This window comes from Tomitella fengzijianii (assembly GCF_007559025.1).
In the GTDB taxonomy this organism is placed as follows: Bacteria; Actinomycetota; Actinomycetes; order Mycobacteriales; family Mycobacteriaceae; genus Tomitella; species Tomitella fengzijianii.
In genome coordinates this window covers 2,309,454-2,325,426 of record NZ_CP041765.1, presented here as the reverse complement: position 1 = coordinate 2,325,426, position 15,973 = coordinate 2,309,454, and the positions used below count along the sequence as shown (strand labels likewise).

Annotated in this window: 13 protein-coding genes; 8 read left to right on the top strand and 5 right to left on the bottom strand. The window is 72.6% G+C overall.

Features of this window, described 5'->3' with window-relative positions; genetic code table 11:
- The first annotated feature begins 3 nt into the window (after window positions 1–3).
- The 4 genes from FO059_RS10555 to FO059_RS10540 all read left to right on the top strand — a co-directional run bounded on the left by FO059_RS10555 (window position 4) and on the right by FO059_RS10540 (window position 5,461).
- Window positions 4–1,215 (top strand): M50 family metallopeptidase, encoded by a 1,212-nt coding sequence (locus FO059_RS10555; RefSeq protein WP_143908618.1) that lies wholly within the window; start codon window positions 4–6, stop codon window positions 1,213–1,215.
- A 159-nt stretch (window positions 1,216–1,374) separates the two neighbouring features.
- A complete protein-coding gene (gene ispG, locus FO059_RS10550) occupies window positions 1,375–2,544 on the top strand; it encodes a flavodoxin-dependent (E)-4-hydroxy-3-methylbut-2-enyl-diphosphate synthase (protein ID WP_143908616.1) in 1,170 nt (389 codons plus the stop codon).
- A 132-nt stretch (window positions 2,545–2,676) separates the two neighbouring features.
- Window positions 2,677–3,513 (top strand): GNAT family N-acetyltransferase, encoded by an 837-nt coding sequence (locus FO059_RS10545; RefSeq protein ID WP_143908614.1) that lies wholly within the window; start codon window positions 2,677–2,679, stop codon window positions 3,511–3,513.
- A gap of 106 nt (window positions 3,514–3,619) precedes the next feature.
- Window positions 3,620–5,461, top strand: a complete 1,842-nt coding sequence (locus FO059_RS10540) for a penicillin-binding transpeptidase domain-containing protein (RefSeq protein WP_143908612.1) — start codon at window positions 3,620–3,622, stop codon at window positions 5,459–5,461.
- Between the two features lie 34 nt (window positions 5,462–5,495).
- Here FO059_RS10540 and FO059_RS10535 read toward each other — a convergent pair whose 3' ends face one another.
- Window positions 5,496–6,752, bottom strand: coding sequence for a galactokinase (locus FO059_RS10535; RefSeq protein ID WP_199257083.1), 1,257 nt, complete (start codon window positions 6,750–6,752; stop codon window positions 5,496–5,498).
- Window positions 6,749–7,825, bottom strand: coding sequence for a galactose-1-phosphate uridylyltransferase (gene galT, locus FO059_RS10530; RefSeq protein ID WP_143908610.1), 1,077 nt, complete (start codon window positions 7,823–7,825; stop codon window positions 6,749–6,751). Before galT ends, FO059_RS10535 begins: the two co-directional genes overlap by 4 nt.
- Before the next feature lie 55 nt (window positions 7,826–7,880).
- Here galT and map point away from each other — a divergent pair, with 55 nt between their 5' ends.
- Window positions 7,881–8,738 (top strand): type I methionyl aminopeptidase, encoded by an 858-nt coding sequence (gene map, locus FO059_RS10525; RefSeq protein WP_143908608.1) that lies wholly within the window; start codon window positions 7,881–7,883, stop codon window positions 8,736–8,738.
- A 145-nt stretch (window positions 8,739–8,883) separates the two neighbouring features.
- Entirely contained in the window at window positions 8,884–9,498 is a 615-nt protein-coding gene (locus FO059_RS10520) for an alpha/beta hydrolase (RefSeq protein WP_143908606.1), read from the top strand.
- Between the two features lie 32 nt (window positions 9,499–9,530).
- Here FO059_RS10520 and FO059_RS10515 read toward each other — a convergent pair whose 3' ends face one another.
- Both FO059_RS10515 and FO059_RS10510 read right to left on the bottom strand, forming a co-directional pair.
- Entirely contained in the window at window positions 9,531–10,952 is a 1,422-nt protein-coding gene (locus FO059_RS10515) for a mycothione reductase (protein WP_143908604.1), read from the bottom strand.
- On the bottom strand, window positions 10,949–12,118 hold the full coding sequence (locus FO059_RS10510; protein WP_143908602.1) for an alpha/beta hydrolase: 1,170 nt from the start codon (window positions 12,116–12,118) through the stop codon (window positions 10,949–10,951). Before FO059_RS10510 ends, FO059_RS10515 begins: the two co-directional genes overlap by 4 nt.
- 182 nt (window positions 12,119–12,300) lie before the next feature.
- Between FO059_RS10510 and mqo the strand changes: the two genes are divergently transcribed.
- On the top strand, window positions 12,301–13,797 hold the full coding sequence (mqo, locus tag FO059_RS10505; RefSeq protein WP_268892880.1) for a malate dehydrogenase (quinone): 1,497 nt from the start codon (window positions 12,301–12,303) through the stop codon (window positions 13,795–13,797).
- A gap of 22 nt (window positions 13,798–13,819) precedes the next feature.
- Complete coding sequence (gene cobA / locus FO059_RS10500) at window positions 13,820–15,091, top strand: uroporphyrinogen-III C-methyltransferase (RefSeq protein WP_168226613.1); 1,272 nt, start codon at window positions 13,820–13,822, stop codon at window positions 15,089–15,091.
- A gap of 60 nt (window positions 15,092–15,151) precedes the next feature.
- On the opposite strand, the gene yaaA is transcribed toward cobA, so the two are convergent.
- Window positions 15,152–15,898, bottom strand: a complete 747-nt coding sequence (gene yaaA / locus FO059_RS10495) for a peroxide stress protein YaaA (RefSeq protein ID WP_143908600.1) — start codon at window positions 15,896–15,898, stop codon at window positions 15,152–15,154.
- Between the last annotated feature and the right edge of the window lie 75 nt (window positions 15,899–15,973).

Sequence of the window (15,973 nt, the reverse complement as noted above, 5' to 3'; positions counted from 1 at the left end):
ACAGTGGATTTCGTACTGGGCGTGATCCTGTTCGCCTTCGGCATCGGCATTTCGATCGCTCTGCACGAGTTCGGCCACCTGGGCGCGGCCAAGATGTTCGGCATGAAGGTCCGCCGGTACTTCATCGGCTTCGGACCCAAGTTGTTCTCCTTCCGCAGGGGGGAGACCGAGTACGGGCTCAAGGCCGTGCCCGCGGGCGGGTTCTGCGAGATCGCCGGAATGACGGCGATGGACGAGCTCGAGCCCGACGAGGCGGACCGGGCGATGTTCCGGTTCCCGGCGTGGAAGCGCATCGTCGTGATGCTCGGCGGCGTGGTGATGAACATCCTCATCGGGCTGGTGCTCATCTACGGGCTGGCGCTCGGCTCGGGGCTGCCGCAGATCGACGCCCCGCAGACGAAGCTCGGCGCGCTGTCGTGCTCGTCGCCGGAGCAGCGGGCGGACGGCACGCTGGTGCCCTGCGCGGGCGCCGGGCCGGCGCAGCAGGCCGGCCTCGAATCCGGCGACGTCGTGAAGAAGGTCGACGGAACCGACGTGGAGACCTGGCGGGACCTGGTCAACGCGGTGCGGGACAGCTCCGGCACGGTGCCCTTCGTCGTCGAGCGGGACGGGGAGACCCTGACGATCCCGGTGCAGGTGGAGCAGGTGCAGCGGCAGGTCACCGACCCCGCCACCGGCGCGCAGCGCACCGAGTCGGTGGGTTCGATCGGCGCCGCGAACGACGCCGCGGGGCTGTTGCACTTCAACGCACTCACCGCGGTGCCCGGCTCGCTGGAGTTCACCGGCGAGATCGCCGTGCTCAGCTGGAACGCGCTGCTGGACTTCCCGTCGCGGGTGCCCAACCTGGTCGAGTCGATCTTCGGCGGGCAGCGCAGCGACGAGACCCCGATGAGCGTCGTCGGGGCGAGCAGGCTCGGCGGCGAATTCGTCGAGCGCGACATGTGGCAAATGTTCGTGATGCTGCTGGCGCAGCTGAACTTCTTCCTCGCGCTGCTCAACGTGCTGCCGCTGCTGCCGTTCGACGGCGGCCACATCGCCGTCGTGATCTACGAGAAGATCCGCGACGGCGTACGCAGGCTGCGGGGCAAGGCGGCCGGCGCCCCGGTCGACTACATGAAACTCATGCCGGTCACCCTGGCGATCGCCGTGCTGCTCGGCGGCTTCATGCTGCTGACCGTGACGGCCGACATCGTCAACCCGATCCGGCTGTTCTGAGCGGCCGGATCCGGCGGCCGCCGAGCACGCCGCGCCCCGTGGCGAGCGTCACTTTCGCGGGTGAACGTGGAGCCCGGCGCCGCAGTGGAGGACAATCGGAGCGGAGCCCCGGCGGATGGCGCCGGAGCGCAGGTGCTCACCATCGAGAGGATGATAGTTGTGACGAGCCCCGTGGGTCTCGGAATGCCGTCCGGGCCGGCCGCGGTCCTGGCGCCGCGCCGCAAGACGCGCCAGTTGCACGTGGGCAGCGTGGGCGTGGGCAGCGACTACCCGGTCTCCGTCCAGTCGATGACCACCACCAAGACGCACGACGTCAACGCCACGCTGCAGCAGATCGCGCAGCTGACCGCCTCGGGGTGCGACATCGTCCGCGTGGCGTGCCCGCGGCAGGAGGACGCCGACGCGCTCGAGACCATCGCGCGTAAGAGCCAGATCCCGGTGATCGCCGACATCCATTTCCAGCCGCGCTACATCTTCGCCGCCATCGATGCCGGGTGCGCGGCCGTCCGCGTGAACCCGGGCAACATCAAGGAGTTCGACGGCCGCGTCGCCGAGGTGGCGCGGGCCGCAGGCGACGCCGGGATCCCCATCCGTATCGGCGTCAACGCCGGGTCCCTGGACCCGCGTCTGCTCAAGAAGTACGGCAAGGCCACCCCGGAGGCGCTGGTGGAATCGGCGCTGTGGGAGGCCGGGCTGTTCGCCGAGCACGGCTTCCACGACATCAAGATCTCGGTCAAGCACAACGACCCGGTGGTCATGGTCGAGGCCTACCGGCAGCTGGCCGAGCAGTGCGACTACCCGCTGCACCTGGGCGTCACCGAGGCGGGTCCGGCGTTCCAGGGCACCATCAAATCCGCCGTCGCGTTCGGGGCGCTGCTCTCGCAGGGCATCGGCGACACGATCCGGGTCTCGCTGTCCGCGCCGCCGGTCGAAGAGATCAAGGTGGGTACGCAGATCCTGCAGTCGCTGGGTCTGCGGCCGCGCAAGCTCGAGATCGTCTCCTGCCCGTCCTGCGGCCGCGCACAGGTGGATGTCTACAAGCTCGCGGACGAGGTCACGGCCGGACTCGAGGGCATGGAGGTGCCGCTGCGGGTCGCCGTGATGGGGTGCGTGGTCAACGGCCCCGGCGAGGCGCGCGAAGCCGACCTGGGCGTGGCGTCCGGCAACGGCAAGGGCCAGATCTTCGTCAAGGGCAAGGTGATCAAGACGGTGCCGGAGGCGCAGATCGTCGAGACCCTCATCGAGGAGGCCATGCGCATCGCCGAGGAGATGGGCGACGGCGCTGAGGCCGAGGCAGGGGCGGGCGGTCCCTCGGTCACGGTGTCCTGAGCGCCGCGGCAGGGCCTTGCCGTGCCGCCAGGGCACGGTTCCCGGGCGGATGGCGTCCGCGCGTGGCAATGTTGACATGACGGGGCCGCCCGAACGGACCGGCGGCCTGGATGCGAGCGGCGGAGTGGGCCGGTGCTGAAGCTGCTGGGGACCAGGGTCCTGGGGACGCGTGAGCGCGACGCGGTCCTGCGCGCCCTCGACGCCGACCCGGTCGCGGGCTGCATGATCGCGGCGCGGGTGCAGCAGCGCGGCATCGGGCGCAGCGCGCTGGGCGGCGAGTTGTGGACCAGGGGCGGCGCGGAACGGGCGCTGTGCTTCTCCGGCGGCAACCTCGTTCCGCTGGCCGGCACCCGTCACGACATCGAGGCCTTCGCGGACCGCGCACTGCGCGGTCCGCGCCTGTGCACGTCGCTGGTCGGGCGGAGCGAGCTGACCATGCCCATGTGGACGCTCCTCGAGTCCCGGTGGGGTCCCGCGCGCGAGGTCCGACCCGACCAGCCGCTGCTCGCACTGGACGCCGAGCCCGCAGTGAAGCCCGACGCGCTGGTCAGGCGGGTGACGATGGACGACCTCGCGCCGTATCTGGAGGCCGCGATCGCCATGTTCATCGAGGAGGTCGGCATCGACCCGCGGCTGCACGACGGCGGCCAGGGGTACCGCGAGCGCGTCGCCGCGACGATCCGTGCGGGCCGCGCCTGGGCGCGTATCGCCGACGGCCGAGTGCTCTTCAAGGCCGAGGTGGGCTCGTACTCGGACCGGGTGGGGCAGATCCAGGGCGTCTGGGTGCGACCAGGAGAGCGCGCCCGAGGTCTCGGCACCCGGGGCACGGCGACACTGTGCGCGGAGCTTCGCGCGGCGGGGCGCACACCCAGCCTGTACGTCAACTCGTTCAATGCGCCGGCCCGGGCGTCCTACGCGCGGATCGGCTTCCGGCAGGTGGCGACCTTCTCGACGGTCCTCATCGATTGACGGTCCTCATCGACTGACGCTGCTCATCGACTGACGCTGCTCATCGACCGGCGGCGCGCGGCGGCGGATCCGTGCCCGATGGGCGCGGCCGCATATCATTGCCGCGATGACTGTTCACCGCTGCCGGACGGACCGCACCCGCCGGGCGCCGCGCGTCCGCCTGGTCGGGGCGTGCGTGGCGTCCATTCTGGTGCTACTGGGGTCGGTGGCGTGCGCGGACGGGCCGGAGACGGCGGGATCCGCGGCTCGCGACTTCGTCGCCGGATTCGCGGACCACGAACTGGACCGTGCAGCGGGGCAGACCGATGCCCCCGATGAGGCGCGTGCGGGACTGTCGGCGGCGTGGGACGGCCTGCAGGCCGAGTCGATGACCGCCACCATCGGGGCGGTGCGCACCGAAGGCGCGACGGCTCGGGTCGAATACACCTACGAATGGACGCTTCCGGAAGACCAGGTGTGGCGCTACTCGGGCACGCTGCCGCTGGTGCGCACGCAAGGCGACTGGGCGGTCCGGTGGGTCCCCGCCGTCGTCAACCCGGGGCTGGGCGGGGACCAGACCATGGCGCTGCGCACCATCGCGGCACCGCGCGCGCCGGTGATCGGGCACGACGGCGCGCCGGTGCTGGAGCCGGGGATCAGCGTGCAGGTACTGGTGTCCGCGACGGACGCCGGCCGCGCGCTCGGCACCACGGCGGCGGCGCTCGAGCGCCTGCTCAAACCCGCCGATCCGTCGGTTTCGGCCCAGTCGATCGCGGAACAGGCGTCGTCGCTGGACGGGAACTATGCGATCACGCGCTTGACCTCCGACCAGGCCGATGCGCTGCGACCGCAGCTGGAGGCGCTGCCCGGGGTTGTGCTGTCCGAGCAGCCGGACCTGGTGCCCTCCGACCCGCTGCTCGCCAACGACGTGGTCGGCAATCTGGAATCGGTGGTGCGCGACGACGTGTACGGCACGCCGGGCTGGCGGGTCGTCAGTATCAACCGCGACGGGGTGACGGTGGACGTGCTCACCGAGACCGCCCCGGTGCCCGCGCCCGCGGTCCGCGTGGGCCTGGACAAGTCGGTGCAGATGGCGGCGCAGACCGCGGTCGGGATCACCGACAAGCCCGCGGTGCTGGTGGCGATCCAGCCGTCCACGGGCCAGATCCTGGCGGTGGCCCAGAACGACGCGGCCGACGCGAAGGGGCCCATCGCGCTGCAGGGCCTGTACCCGCCGGGCTCCACCTTCAAGATCGTCACCGCCGGAGCCGCGATCGAGGAGGGGCTGGCCACGCCCGGGACGATGCTCGCATGCCCGGGCGAGGTGACGATCGGGACGCGCACCATCCCCAACTACGCGAACTTCTCGCTGGGCACGGTGCCGATGCGCACCGCGTTCGCTGCCAGCTGCAACACCACCTTCGCCGAGCTGGCGAGCCGCATGCAGGCCGACTCGCTGCCGGACGCCGCCGCGATGTACGGCATCGGGGTGAACTACGGCGTCGACGGCATCACGACCCTGACCGGCCGCATCCAGCCCGCCGCGGACATCGTCCAGCGCAGCGAGGACGGCTTCGGTCAGGGGCGGGACCTGGTGACCCCGTTCGGTATGGCGTTGTCGGCGGCGACGGTGGCGCACGGCTCGACGCCGGTCCCGCAGCTCATCGGCGGGCATCCGACCACGTTGGAGGGCGCCGGCGAGCCGATCACGCCGGAAATGGTGGACGGCCTGCGCGTGATGATGCGCCAGGTGGTCACCAGCGGCACGGGATCGCGGATCGCCGACCAGGGCGAGGTGTACGGCAAGACCGGCGAGGCCGAGTACGAGGGCGGATCGCACGCCTGGTTCGCCGGGTATCGCGGCGACATCGCCTTCGCGTCGCTGATCGTCGGCGGCGGCAGCTCCGACAACGCCGTCGCGGTGGTGCGCGAGATGTTCCTGGGCCTGCCCGACGGGTACATGGCCTGACCGTCCGGGGGGAGGGGGACGGTCGTACCGCCGCTCAGCGCTCCCGGCCGGCCGGCGCCGAGGCCTGCGCCGGGTAGCAGGCGGGGGCGGGCAGGCCCGCGGCGCGGAAGGCGACCGTGACCCGCGCGGCGATGCGGGCGGCGTCGCCGTCGGGCCCGAGGGCCAGCACCGCGCCGCCGAATCCCGCACCCACCATGCGGGCGCCGAACGCTCCGGCCTCCCGCGCCGCAGTGGCCGCGAGGTCGAGTTCGCGGGTGGAGACGGCGAAGTCGTCGCGCAGCGACGCGTGCGAGGCGTCGAGCAGTGCGCCGAGTCGTTGCGCCGAGGGCGTCGTCGACGCCAGCTCGCGGACGAAAGCGCGTACCCGGGCGTTCTCGGTGAGCACGTGCCGTGCTCGGGCCCGCAGGAGCGGGTCGGCGAGCCCCGCGACGTCGGCGTCGACCGCTCCGCTCAGATTGCGGACGCCCAGCGCCCGCTCCGCGGCGGCGCACTCGGCGCGCCGGGTGGCGTAACCGCCGTCGACGAGGGCGTGCGTCGTGCGGGTGTCGATGATCAGGAGGGATGCGCTCAGGGCTGCAACGTCGAACGGTACCGGCGTCGCTAAGCCGTCGCCGCAGTCGAGCAGCAGCGCGTGACCGGCGGACGCGAGCAGAGCCGCGGACTGGTCCATCGCGCCCGAGGGGACCCCGACGACCTCGTTCTCGGCGGTCCGGGTGGCGTCGACGAGGGCACGGCGCAGGCTCGGGTCCCCGATGTCCGCGCCCGCCGCGTCCGCCAGGGCGCAGGCCGCGGCGCACTCCAGGGCGGCCGACGAACTGAGGCCCGCGCCCTGCGGCACGCACGAGTCGACGGTGATGTCGGCGCCCGGCACGGCCGCAGGGGGATGGGCGTCTGCCGTGGGATCGGTCCCGGCGAGGCGTGCGCGCAGCATGGCGGCGACGCCGAACACGTACGCCGGCCAACCCGGTTCGGCGGCCGCGCGCGCCGGCGTGATCGGTGCGGCGAGCGTCGCGGGCCGGTCGCCCGGGTGCTGGGCGGAAACGACGCGCACCGAGCCGTCCTTGCGGGCACGCAACGCGACGTAGGCGCGGTGTCCGATGGCGACCGGCAGGCACAGCCCGCCGTTGTGGTCGGTGTGCTCGCCGATCAGGTTCACCCGGCCGGGCGCGGACCAGACGCCGTCGGGCGCGCCGCCGAACGCGCGCCGGAACAGCGCGTCGGCCCGCCGCGCACCCTCGTCGGCAGGCCAGGGCTCCGTCACCGCCGCGCGGGGCGGGTCGCCGGGCGTCACCGCGCCGCCTCGCGCAGGCGGGCGGCGATCTCCTCCGGCACGGCGTCGTTGATCCACGCGCCCATGGCGGATTCGGATCCGGCCAGGTACTTCAGCTTGCCGGGGGAGCGGCGCATCGACATGATCCGCAGGTGCAGCCGGAAGTCACGGTCGTCGGCGGTGGTGGGGGCCTGGTACCAGGCGGCGATGTACGGCAGGGGGATCGGCGTGCCGTCGTCGGCGGCGAAGTACCGGTCCAGCCGCGCCATCAGCTCCGGGTACAGGACCGCCAGCTCGGCGCGCTCGTCGTCGCCGAGCGCGCACAGGTCCGGCACGTCCCGCAGCGGCGCCACCTCCACCTCCACCGGCCAGCGGGCCGCCCGCGGGACGTAGGCCGCCCAGTGCCGACCGGACACCACGACGCGGGTGCCCGCGGCGAGCTCGTCGAGCATCCGCTCGCGCAGCAGGTTCCCGCCGGTGGCCGCGCGGTGCTCGCGCATCCGCCGCACGACCGTCGCCGCCTCGCGGGGCACGAACGGGTACGGGTAGATCTGCCCGTGCGGGTGGGTGAGCGTCACACCCGTCTCCACGCCGCGATTCTCGAAGCAGAACACCTGCTCGACGCCTGGGGCCGCGCCGAGGACGGCGGTGCGGTCCGCCCACGCCTCGATCACCGTGCGCATCCGCCGCGGGGGCAGCGACCCGACGGTCATCGCCGGGTCGGGCGAGTAGCAGACCACCTCGCAGCGCGGAAGCGCGGGAAAACGGTTCTCGAACACCACCACGTCGTAATCGTGCGCCGGGATCTCCGTGTGCTGCAGTCCCGTCGAGGGCGCGAGCGGGTTGGACCCGGGGCCGGGGAGGTGGGTGCGATCCATGCGCGCCGCGGCGATCGTCACCCACTCGCCGGTGCGCGCATCCCACCGCGGCTCGCCCGGGGGGACGCGCGGGGACGGCGGCCGCGGGTCGGTGAGCGCGCGGGTGGCTCTGTCGGACGGGTACGGCCCGGAGTCGTCGAAGTAGTGCAGGACGCGGCCGTCGGACAGCCTGGTGGAGGTCTTGCGTACGAGAGGGGCGTCGGTCACGGCTCCCATCGTGGCGGAGCGTCCGGTGGGCCCGCCACCGCGGCGCGGCGATAAGCTGGGACCCATGGCACGACGCGCACCGCTGACACCCGGCGAACCCACCCCCGTACGCTCCGTCCCCAAGGACATCGAGCGTCCCGAGTACGCGTGGAAGCCCACAGCGCAGGAGGGCAGCGAGCCCTGGGTGCAGGACGCCGCCACCATCGAGGCGATGCGCACCGCCTCGAAGATCGCAGCCGCGGCGCTGGCGGAGGCGGGCGCCGCCGTGGCGCCCGGGGTGACCACGGACGAGCTCGACCGGATCGCGCACGAGTACATGTGCGACCACGGCTCCTACCCCTCCACGCTGGGATACCGCGGATTCACCAAGTCCTGCTGCACGTCGCTCAACGAGGTCATCTGCCACGGCATCCCCGATTCGACGCTGATCCGCGACGGGGACATCGTCAACATCGACGTCACCGCCTACATCGACGGGGTGCACGGCGACACCAACGCGACCTTCCTCGCCGGCGAGGTGGACGAGGAGGCGCGCCTGCTCGTCGAGCGCACGCACGAGGCCACCATGCGGGCGATCAAGGCCGTGAAGCCGGGCCGGGAGCTCAACATCATCGGCCGGATCATCGAGTCCTACGCCAACCGCTTCGGTTACGGCGTGGTGCGCGATTTCACCGGGCACGGAGTGGGTCCCACCTTCCACAACGGCCTCGTGGTGCTGCACTACGACGAGCCGAACGTGGACACCGTGATCGAGGCCGGCATGACATTCACCATCGAGCCGATGATCACCCTGGGCGGGGTGGACTACGAGATCTGGGACGACGGCTGGACGGTGGTCACCGCCGACCGCTCATGGACCGCCCAGTTCGAGCACACCCTGGTGGTCACGGACTCCGGTGCGGAGATCCTCACGCTGCCCTGAGCGCCGCGCGCGGCCCAGCGGGGACGGGTGCGTGGATCTGCGCCCGGGGGCGTCGTGGCGGACCGCGGGCCGGCCGTTTCGGAGTGGCGCGCCGCACGCCGGGACACGCCCCCGGACAGGCTTTCACCGCGTACCGTGTTCTCCCATGACCGAACGGAGCATCACGATCAGCGGGCAGCCCCGCACGGTAGTAGTCGGCGGCGCGGACGGCTCGCCCGGCGTGTTGATCCTCGCGGGTGCGGCGCAGGGCGCGCCGGTGCCGCGGATCGAGCCGCTGACCGAGCGGCTGGTGGCCTCCGGGCTGCAGAGCTTCGTGTGGGACACGGGCGACCAGGCGCCTGCGCACGACGAGGTGGCGGCGGCGCTCGACCAACTCGGCCTGCACTGGGTCAACCTGGTCGGGATCGGCGACGCGGCCCCGGCCGCGTGGGAGACCGCCGCGCGGCACTTCGGCCGGGTGAGCAGCCTGGTGGTGCTCGACGGCGGCCACCCCGCGGTGGCGGACGCCGACGGCGCCGTGCTGGACCAGGGGTGCCCTGCGGTGGACGTGGCGACGACCCTGGTGCTGACCACGGCCGACGCCCGGACTCAGGCGTACGCGAGCGGTCGCCACGTCTACTCGGACTTCCGGGTGGTGGAGCCGGCCGGCGGCGGCGCGCAATCGCGGGGCGACGCGCAGTCCGGGGAAGCCGCGCAGTGGGGCGAGGCCCTGGCGGCCGGGCTGGCCATGGAGATCATTCTGCGCAGCAACCCCTGGTGAGGTAGCGGCCGCCGGCGACGTCGGCGGGCTTCCTAGACGTCGAGCCCCAGCAGCGCGTTCTCGACCACCTCGGTGAGCGCCGGGTGGATCCAATACTGACCGTGCGCCATCTCGGCGGCGCCCAGCCCGAAGGACATCGCCTGGATCAGCGGCTGGATCAGCGTGGAGGCCTGGGCGCCGATGATGTGCCCGCCCAGCAGCGCGCCGGTGTCGCGGTCGGCGATCACCTTGCACAGCCCCTCGTCGTCCTCCATCGCCCAGCCGTAGGCGACGTCGGCGTAACGCTGCACCTTGACGGTGACGTTCGGGTGCTGCGCGCGCGCCTGCGCCTCGGTGAGCCCTACGGTCGCGATCTGCGGGTGCGTGAACACCGCGGACGGCACGAAACGGTGGTCTGCGGCGCGCAGCTCCGCGGGCCGTTCCCCGGCGGCGCGTTCGGCCAGCAGGTTGCCGCCCACCACCCTCGCCTCGTGGTTGGCGACGTGCTTGAGCTGGTACGGCGAACACACGTCCCCCAGCGCGTAGACGCCGGCGGCGCTGGTGCGCTGATACTCGTCGACGCGCACGCGGCCGTCGGAGGTGAGGTCGATGCCGCCGGCGGCGGCGCCGACCAGATCGGCGTTGGGCGCGCGCCCGACGGCGACCAGCAGCGCGTCGCCGGACAGGCGCGTGCCGTCGTCGAGCTCCAGGTCCGCGCCGGTGCCGTCCGGCCTGCGTCGGGCCGAACGCACAGGGGCCGTCAGGTGCAGGTCCCACCGGCCCCCGGCGAGCCCGGTGAAGTGCGCCGAGATCTCGTCGTCGAGGTGGCGCAGCATGCGGCCGCTGCGGCCGACGATCGACACCCGCGACCCGAGTCCGGCGAAGATGTGCGCGAACTCGGCGGCGATGAACCCCGTGCCCACGATGATGAGGTGCTCCGGCGCCTCCTCGAGGCGCATCGCGTCCTCGTTGGTCAGGTATTCCACCCCGGAGCGCGCGATGGCGTCGGGGACGACGGGCCGGGATCCGGTGGCCAGCACGACCTGGTCGGCGGTGATGATCGCGCCCGTGCCGGTGTCGAGGGTGCGGGGGGCGACGAACCGTGCGTGCCCCTCGAAGACGGTGACGTTGTCGCAGTCCTCGACGCGGTACGTCCGGCCGCCCGCGGAGATCGGATCGATCCGGCCGAAGACCCGGTCGACCATGTCCGCCCGGCGCACCCCGTTCACGTGGGCGTCCACCCCGTAGCGGGCGGCGCCGCGCGCGGACTCGGCCACGTCCGCCGCGTAGACGAACATCTTCGTGGGGATGCAGCCGACGTTCAGGCAGGTGCCGCCGAACACCCCCTCCTCGAGCAGCGCGACCTTCAGGTGGGCGTAGCGCTCGTCCAGGAAGGTGTTTCCGGATCCGGTGCCGATCACCGCGACGTCGAAGTGCTCGGCGCCGGCGGAGTCTGAATGGGCGGAGTCGGTCATCGGGCGTTCTCCTCAGCGTGTTCGTGGCTTTCGTTGCATTGGTGGCGGTCCGACGCGCCCGGGGCGGCCCCGGGGGCGGTGCGGTCCGGGTCGGCGGCGCCGGCGCGGGAACGGCCCGCTCCGGGCGGGACGGCGTCGGGGAGGATGGCGTCGACCCACCGGTCGAGCACCCGGAAGGCGTGGGCGCGCACGGGCGGCGCGGACAGGAAGACGTCGTGCAGCGCGCCGTCGATCGGCACGACGGTGTTCTGCCCGCCCAGGCAGCCCGACCAGCGGGCGATCTGGTCCACGTCCAGCACGGTGTCGGCGGAGCGCGTCGCCGGCGACGGCGTGGTGGTGAAGACGCTGCGCGTCGACCGCAGCACCAGCGACGGCACGCCGACGTCGAGTCCCCGGTGCAGCCGGGCATGCCCGTGGCGCACGGCGCGCAGCCACCCCGCCGTCACCGGGAAGCCGGTGAGCGGCTTCCAGTCGAGGTCGTAGGTCCACTCGCCGCCGTGGGTGGCGCTCAGCGCCGCGCCGTAGACCTCGGACAGCGCGGTGGGGATGACCGCAGTGGGGCGGGCGCGGCCGAGAACGTCGACGGCGACGGTGCCCGCCGAACGCAGGTAGGACGGGCCTTGCAGGTCGAACCACGGACTGTTCAGCACCAGGCCGCTGACCGGAGCGGGCGGGGGCGCGGCGGCGCGGCGCATCCGGTCGAGCCACAGCGGCAGGATCAGCCCGCCCGTGGAATGGCCCATCAGCAGCACCCGAGCGCCGGTGTCCCCTTGGATCCGCGCGAGGGCGCCTGCGAGCTCCGCGTCGTACAGTGCCAGGTCGCGCGTGAAATGCGGCGTCTGGCCGGGGCGCAGGGAGCGCCCGCACTTGCGCAGGTCCAGTGCGTAGAAGGCGACGCCACGGGCCGTGAAGTGCTCGGCCAGGTGACGCTGGAAGAAGTAGTCGGTGAACCCGTGCACGTACAGCACGGCCCGTCCCGTGGCCGGCGATGCGGCCCTGGACGCCCCCGCGGTGGCGTGCCCGGGGGTCGACGACGCCTGCGCGGGGGAGTGGCGCACCAGGGTCGCAGTGATCTCGCCCTCACCGTCGGGGTCGTCGCCCAGCGGGATCCCGAGCGCCTCGAAGCCGGGGCCGAGCACGTCAGGGTGCCACGCTGGAGTCGTCATGGGTTCAGGCTATCGGGGCGCGGCGCCGCGCCGGACGTGATGGTGGTCGCTGCGCGGGTGCGGTCCGGTGCAGGATTGCCGCGACCCCCGAGTAACCTCGGGGACGATCCATGTCTCATACAGACCGAGGAAGTTGAGTTCCCGTGGCGAATCCCTCAGGTGCAAAGCGCAGCCCCCAAGGAGTGAAGACCGACGTCCTGCTCGTCGGGGCGGGCATCATGAGCGCGACGTTGGGCGTGCTGCTGCGGCAGCTGCAGCCGGAGTGGTCGATCACGCTCGTCGAGAAGCTCGATGCCGCCGGCGCCGAGAGCAGCGACCCGTGGAACAACGCGGGCACCGGGCATTCGGCGCTGTGCGAACTCAACTACACCCCGCAGGCCGCGGACGGCTCGGTGGACATCGCCAAGGCGGTGGGGGTCAACGAGAAGTTCCAGCTCTCGCGCCAGTTCTGGTCCTACGCAGTGGAGCGCGGCATCCTCCCGGAGCCGCGCGAGTTCATCAACCCCATCCCGCACATGAGCTTCGTGCACGGCGCGGACGACGTGGAGTACCTGGGCAAGAGGTATGAGGCGCTCGCCGGGCATCCCCTGTTCCAGGGCATGGAGTTCTCCACCAGCGAGGACGAGTTCTCCCGCCGGCTTCCGCTGATGGCGCGGGGGCGCGACTTCTCCGACCCCGTCGCGATCAACTGGACCGATGCGGGCACCGACGTGAACTTCGGCGCGCTCACCAAGCAACTGCTGGCGAACCTGGGCAGCGAGGGCGCCACGCTCGCGTTCGGGTCCAAGGTGACCGGTCTCACGCAGCTGTCCGACGGCAGCTGGAAGGTGGGCGTGCGCAACCTGCGCAGCCGCGAGGACTACACGATCAACGCACGTTTCGTCTTCGTCGGCGCGGGCGGCGGAGCGCTTCCCCTGCTGCAGAAGTCGGGCATCCCCGAGGCCAAGGGGTACGGCGGATTCCCCGTCAGCGGCGAGTTCCTGCGCTGCAACAACGAGGACCTCATCGCCCAGCATGCCGCCAAGGTGTACGGCAAGGCGGGCGTCGGCGCGCCGCCGATGTCGGTGCCGCACTTGGACACCAGGGTGATCGGGGGCAAGCGGGGGCTGCTCTACGGCCCCTACGCGGGCTGGTCGCCGAAGTTCCTCAAGAACGGCAAGTTCACCGACCTTCCGCTGTCGGTGAAGCCGAACAACCTCATGTCGATGCTGGGCGTGGGGCTGACCGAGTTCGGCCTGACCAAGTACCTCATCGGCGAGCTCGCCAAGTCCGAGGAAGGCCGTATCGAGACGCTCTCCGAGTTCGTGCCCGCCGCCGAGTCCGAGGACTGGGAGCTGATCACCGCGGGCCAGCGTGTGCAGGTGATCAAGCGCAACGGAATGGGCGGAACCCTCGAGTTCGGGACTGCCGTCCTCAACTCGTCGGACGGCACTATCGCCGGCCTGCTGGGCGCCTCGCCGGGCGCGTCGACCGCAGTGCACGCGATGCTGGACGTGCTCGAGCGGTGCTTCCCCAAGCGGTTCACGGGTTGGCAGACCAAGCTCAAGGAGATGGTGCCGTCGCTGGGCGTGGCGCTCGCAGACGACAAGGCGCTGTTCGACGAGATCTGGAAGTGGACCGACTCCGCGCTCCAGCTCGACGTGCCGGCGCCCGTGCCGGCGCACCCCGTCGGTGTCTGACGGCCCGGTGTCTGACGACGCAGTGACTGACGGCACGGTGCCTGGCCGCCCGGGCGCGGATGCCGGTGAACCCGCCTACCTGGCCGGTCTGCGCCTGCGCGGCCGGCTGGTGGTGGTGGTCGGCGGCGGCTCGGTGGTACAGCGCCGTCTGCCCCTGCTGCTCGATTCCGGCGCGCTGGTGACGGTGGTGTCGCCGGTAGTGACCGCGGCGGTCGAGGCGTTGGTCTCGGCGGGCCGGGTGCGTCACGTTGCCCGGGATTACCGTCCCGGCGACCTCGCCGACGCGTGGTACGTGATCGTGGCCACCGACGATCCGGCGGTCAACGCGGCCGCCGCCGCCGAGGCCGAGGAGCGCCGGACCTTCTGTGTGCGCTCGGACGCCGGAACGCGGGGCAGCGCGGTCACGCCCGCGACGACGCGGCACGGCGATGTGACGGTCGGCGTGGTGGCGCACGGCGATCATCGGCGCTCGGCGGCCCTGCGCACGGCGTTGCGGGGTGCGCTGCAGTCGGGCCTGGCCGCGGCGGGGGACGGGCCGGCGCGCGCAGGGGTGGCGCTGATCGGCGGCGGCCCCGGCGATCCCGAGCTGATCACCGTCCGCGGGCGGAGGCTTCTCGCGCGTGCGGACGTGGTGGTCGCGGATCACCTGGCTCCCGCGCAACTGCTCGCGGAGCTCGCCCCCGGCACCGAAGTGGTCGACGCCTCCAAGCTGCCCTACGGCCGATCGATGCAGCAGGAGCAGATCAATGCGCTGCTGATCGAGCATGCCCGCGCCGGACGGTTCGTGGCGCGGCTCAAGGGCGGCGACCCGTACGTGTTCGGCCGAGGCTTCGAGGAGTTGCTGGCCTGTGCGGACGCGGGCGTCCCGGTCACCGTCGTCCCCGGCATCACGAGTGCGTTCTCGGTGCCGTCGGCGGCGGACGTGCCGGTGACCCACCGCGGTGTCGCCCACGAGGTCGTGGTCGTCAGCGGGCACCTTCCGCCCGGTCACGCCGACTCGCTGGTGGACTGGGACGCGCTGGGCAGGCTTTCCGGCACCGTCGTGATCCTCATGGGCGTGCGCCGGCTGCAGGCGTTCGCGGAGGCGCTCATCGCGGCCGGTCGCCCCGCAGGCACGCCCGCGGCGATCATCCAGGAGGGCACCACGGCGCATCAGCGGGTGGTGCGGGCTCCGCTGTCGGAGATCGCCCGGCGCGCCGAGGAGGCCGGGGTGCGGCCGCCGGCGGTCACCGTGATCGGCCCGGTGGTGGACGTCGGTGCGTCCGTGCGGACGCGCGGGTCGTTCGACGCGTGATCGGCCCGTCCGGGCCGAGAGCGCTGCCGAGCCGTGAGCACAGTGCGGTCGTGAGCTCGCTCAGCCGGTGATCACGGCCAGTTCCCGTGCGCCCGTGATCTCCACGCGCAGGCCGGCGGTCTCCGCGGCGTGCGCCACCCCGTCGAGGTCCGATGGCGCCGTCGACGCAGTGGCCAGGGCCCGGGCCAGCAGGCCCTTGTGGTGCTTGTTGAAGTGGCTCACCACCTTGCGGGTGCCGTCCGGCATCTCGGTGAGCACGGTGGCGGTCACGGCCTCCGGCACCGGACCCAGGGCCCGGTATCCGCCCGAGCGCAGGTCCACGATCAGGCCGCCGTCCGCGGCGGAGCGGATCGCGTCGGCCAGCTCCGGCTTCCACTGCGCCGCCAGCGTGCCCATCCCCGGCAGCCGCGAGGCGGCGGAAAGCCGGTATGCGGGGATCCTGTCGTCGGCGCGCAGCGCGCCGAACAGCGCCGAACCCACGCCCAGGCGGCGCGCCGCGCGGCGGCGCTGGGCGGCCGTGAACGACGACGCGTCCAGCGCGTCGAACAGCACGCCCGTGTAGCGGTCGAGCGCCGGCATCGTGGGGGATTCCCACAGCATCCGGTCGCGGTCGACCTCCCCGGACTGCCGTGGGCCCAGCTTGAGCGCCGCCATCGCCGCGTCGCGATCCTCGGCGAGCTCCACCAGGGCGGTCACCAGGCGCTTGCGGGTGTCGGTCAGCGCCGGCATGGACAGCGCCGACAGGTCCAGGGCGGGGCCGTCGCCGCCGGGCGCCTTGGTTTCGGACGGGGGCAGGAGCACGAACACGAGAGACGACGATAGTGCACCCCGCGGCGCGCACCGCGGCGCGCCGGTGGCTGATGCGAGGAACATGCGCACGCC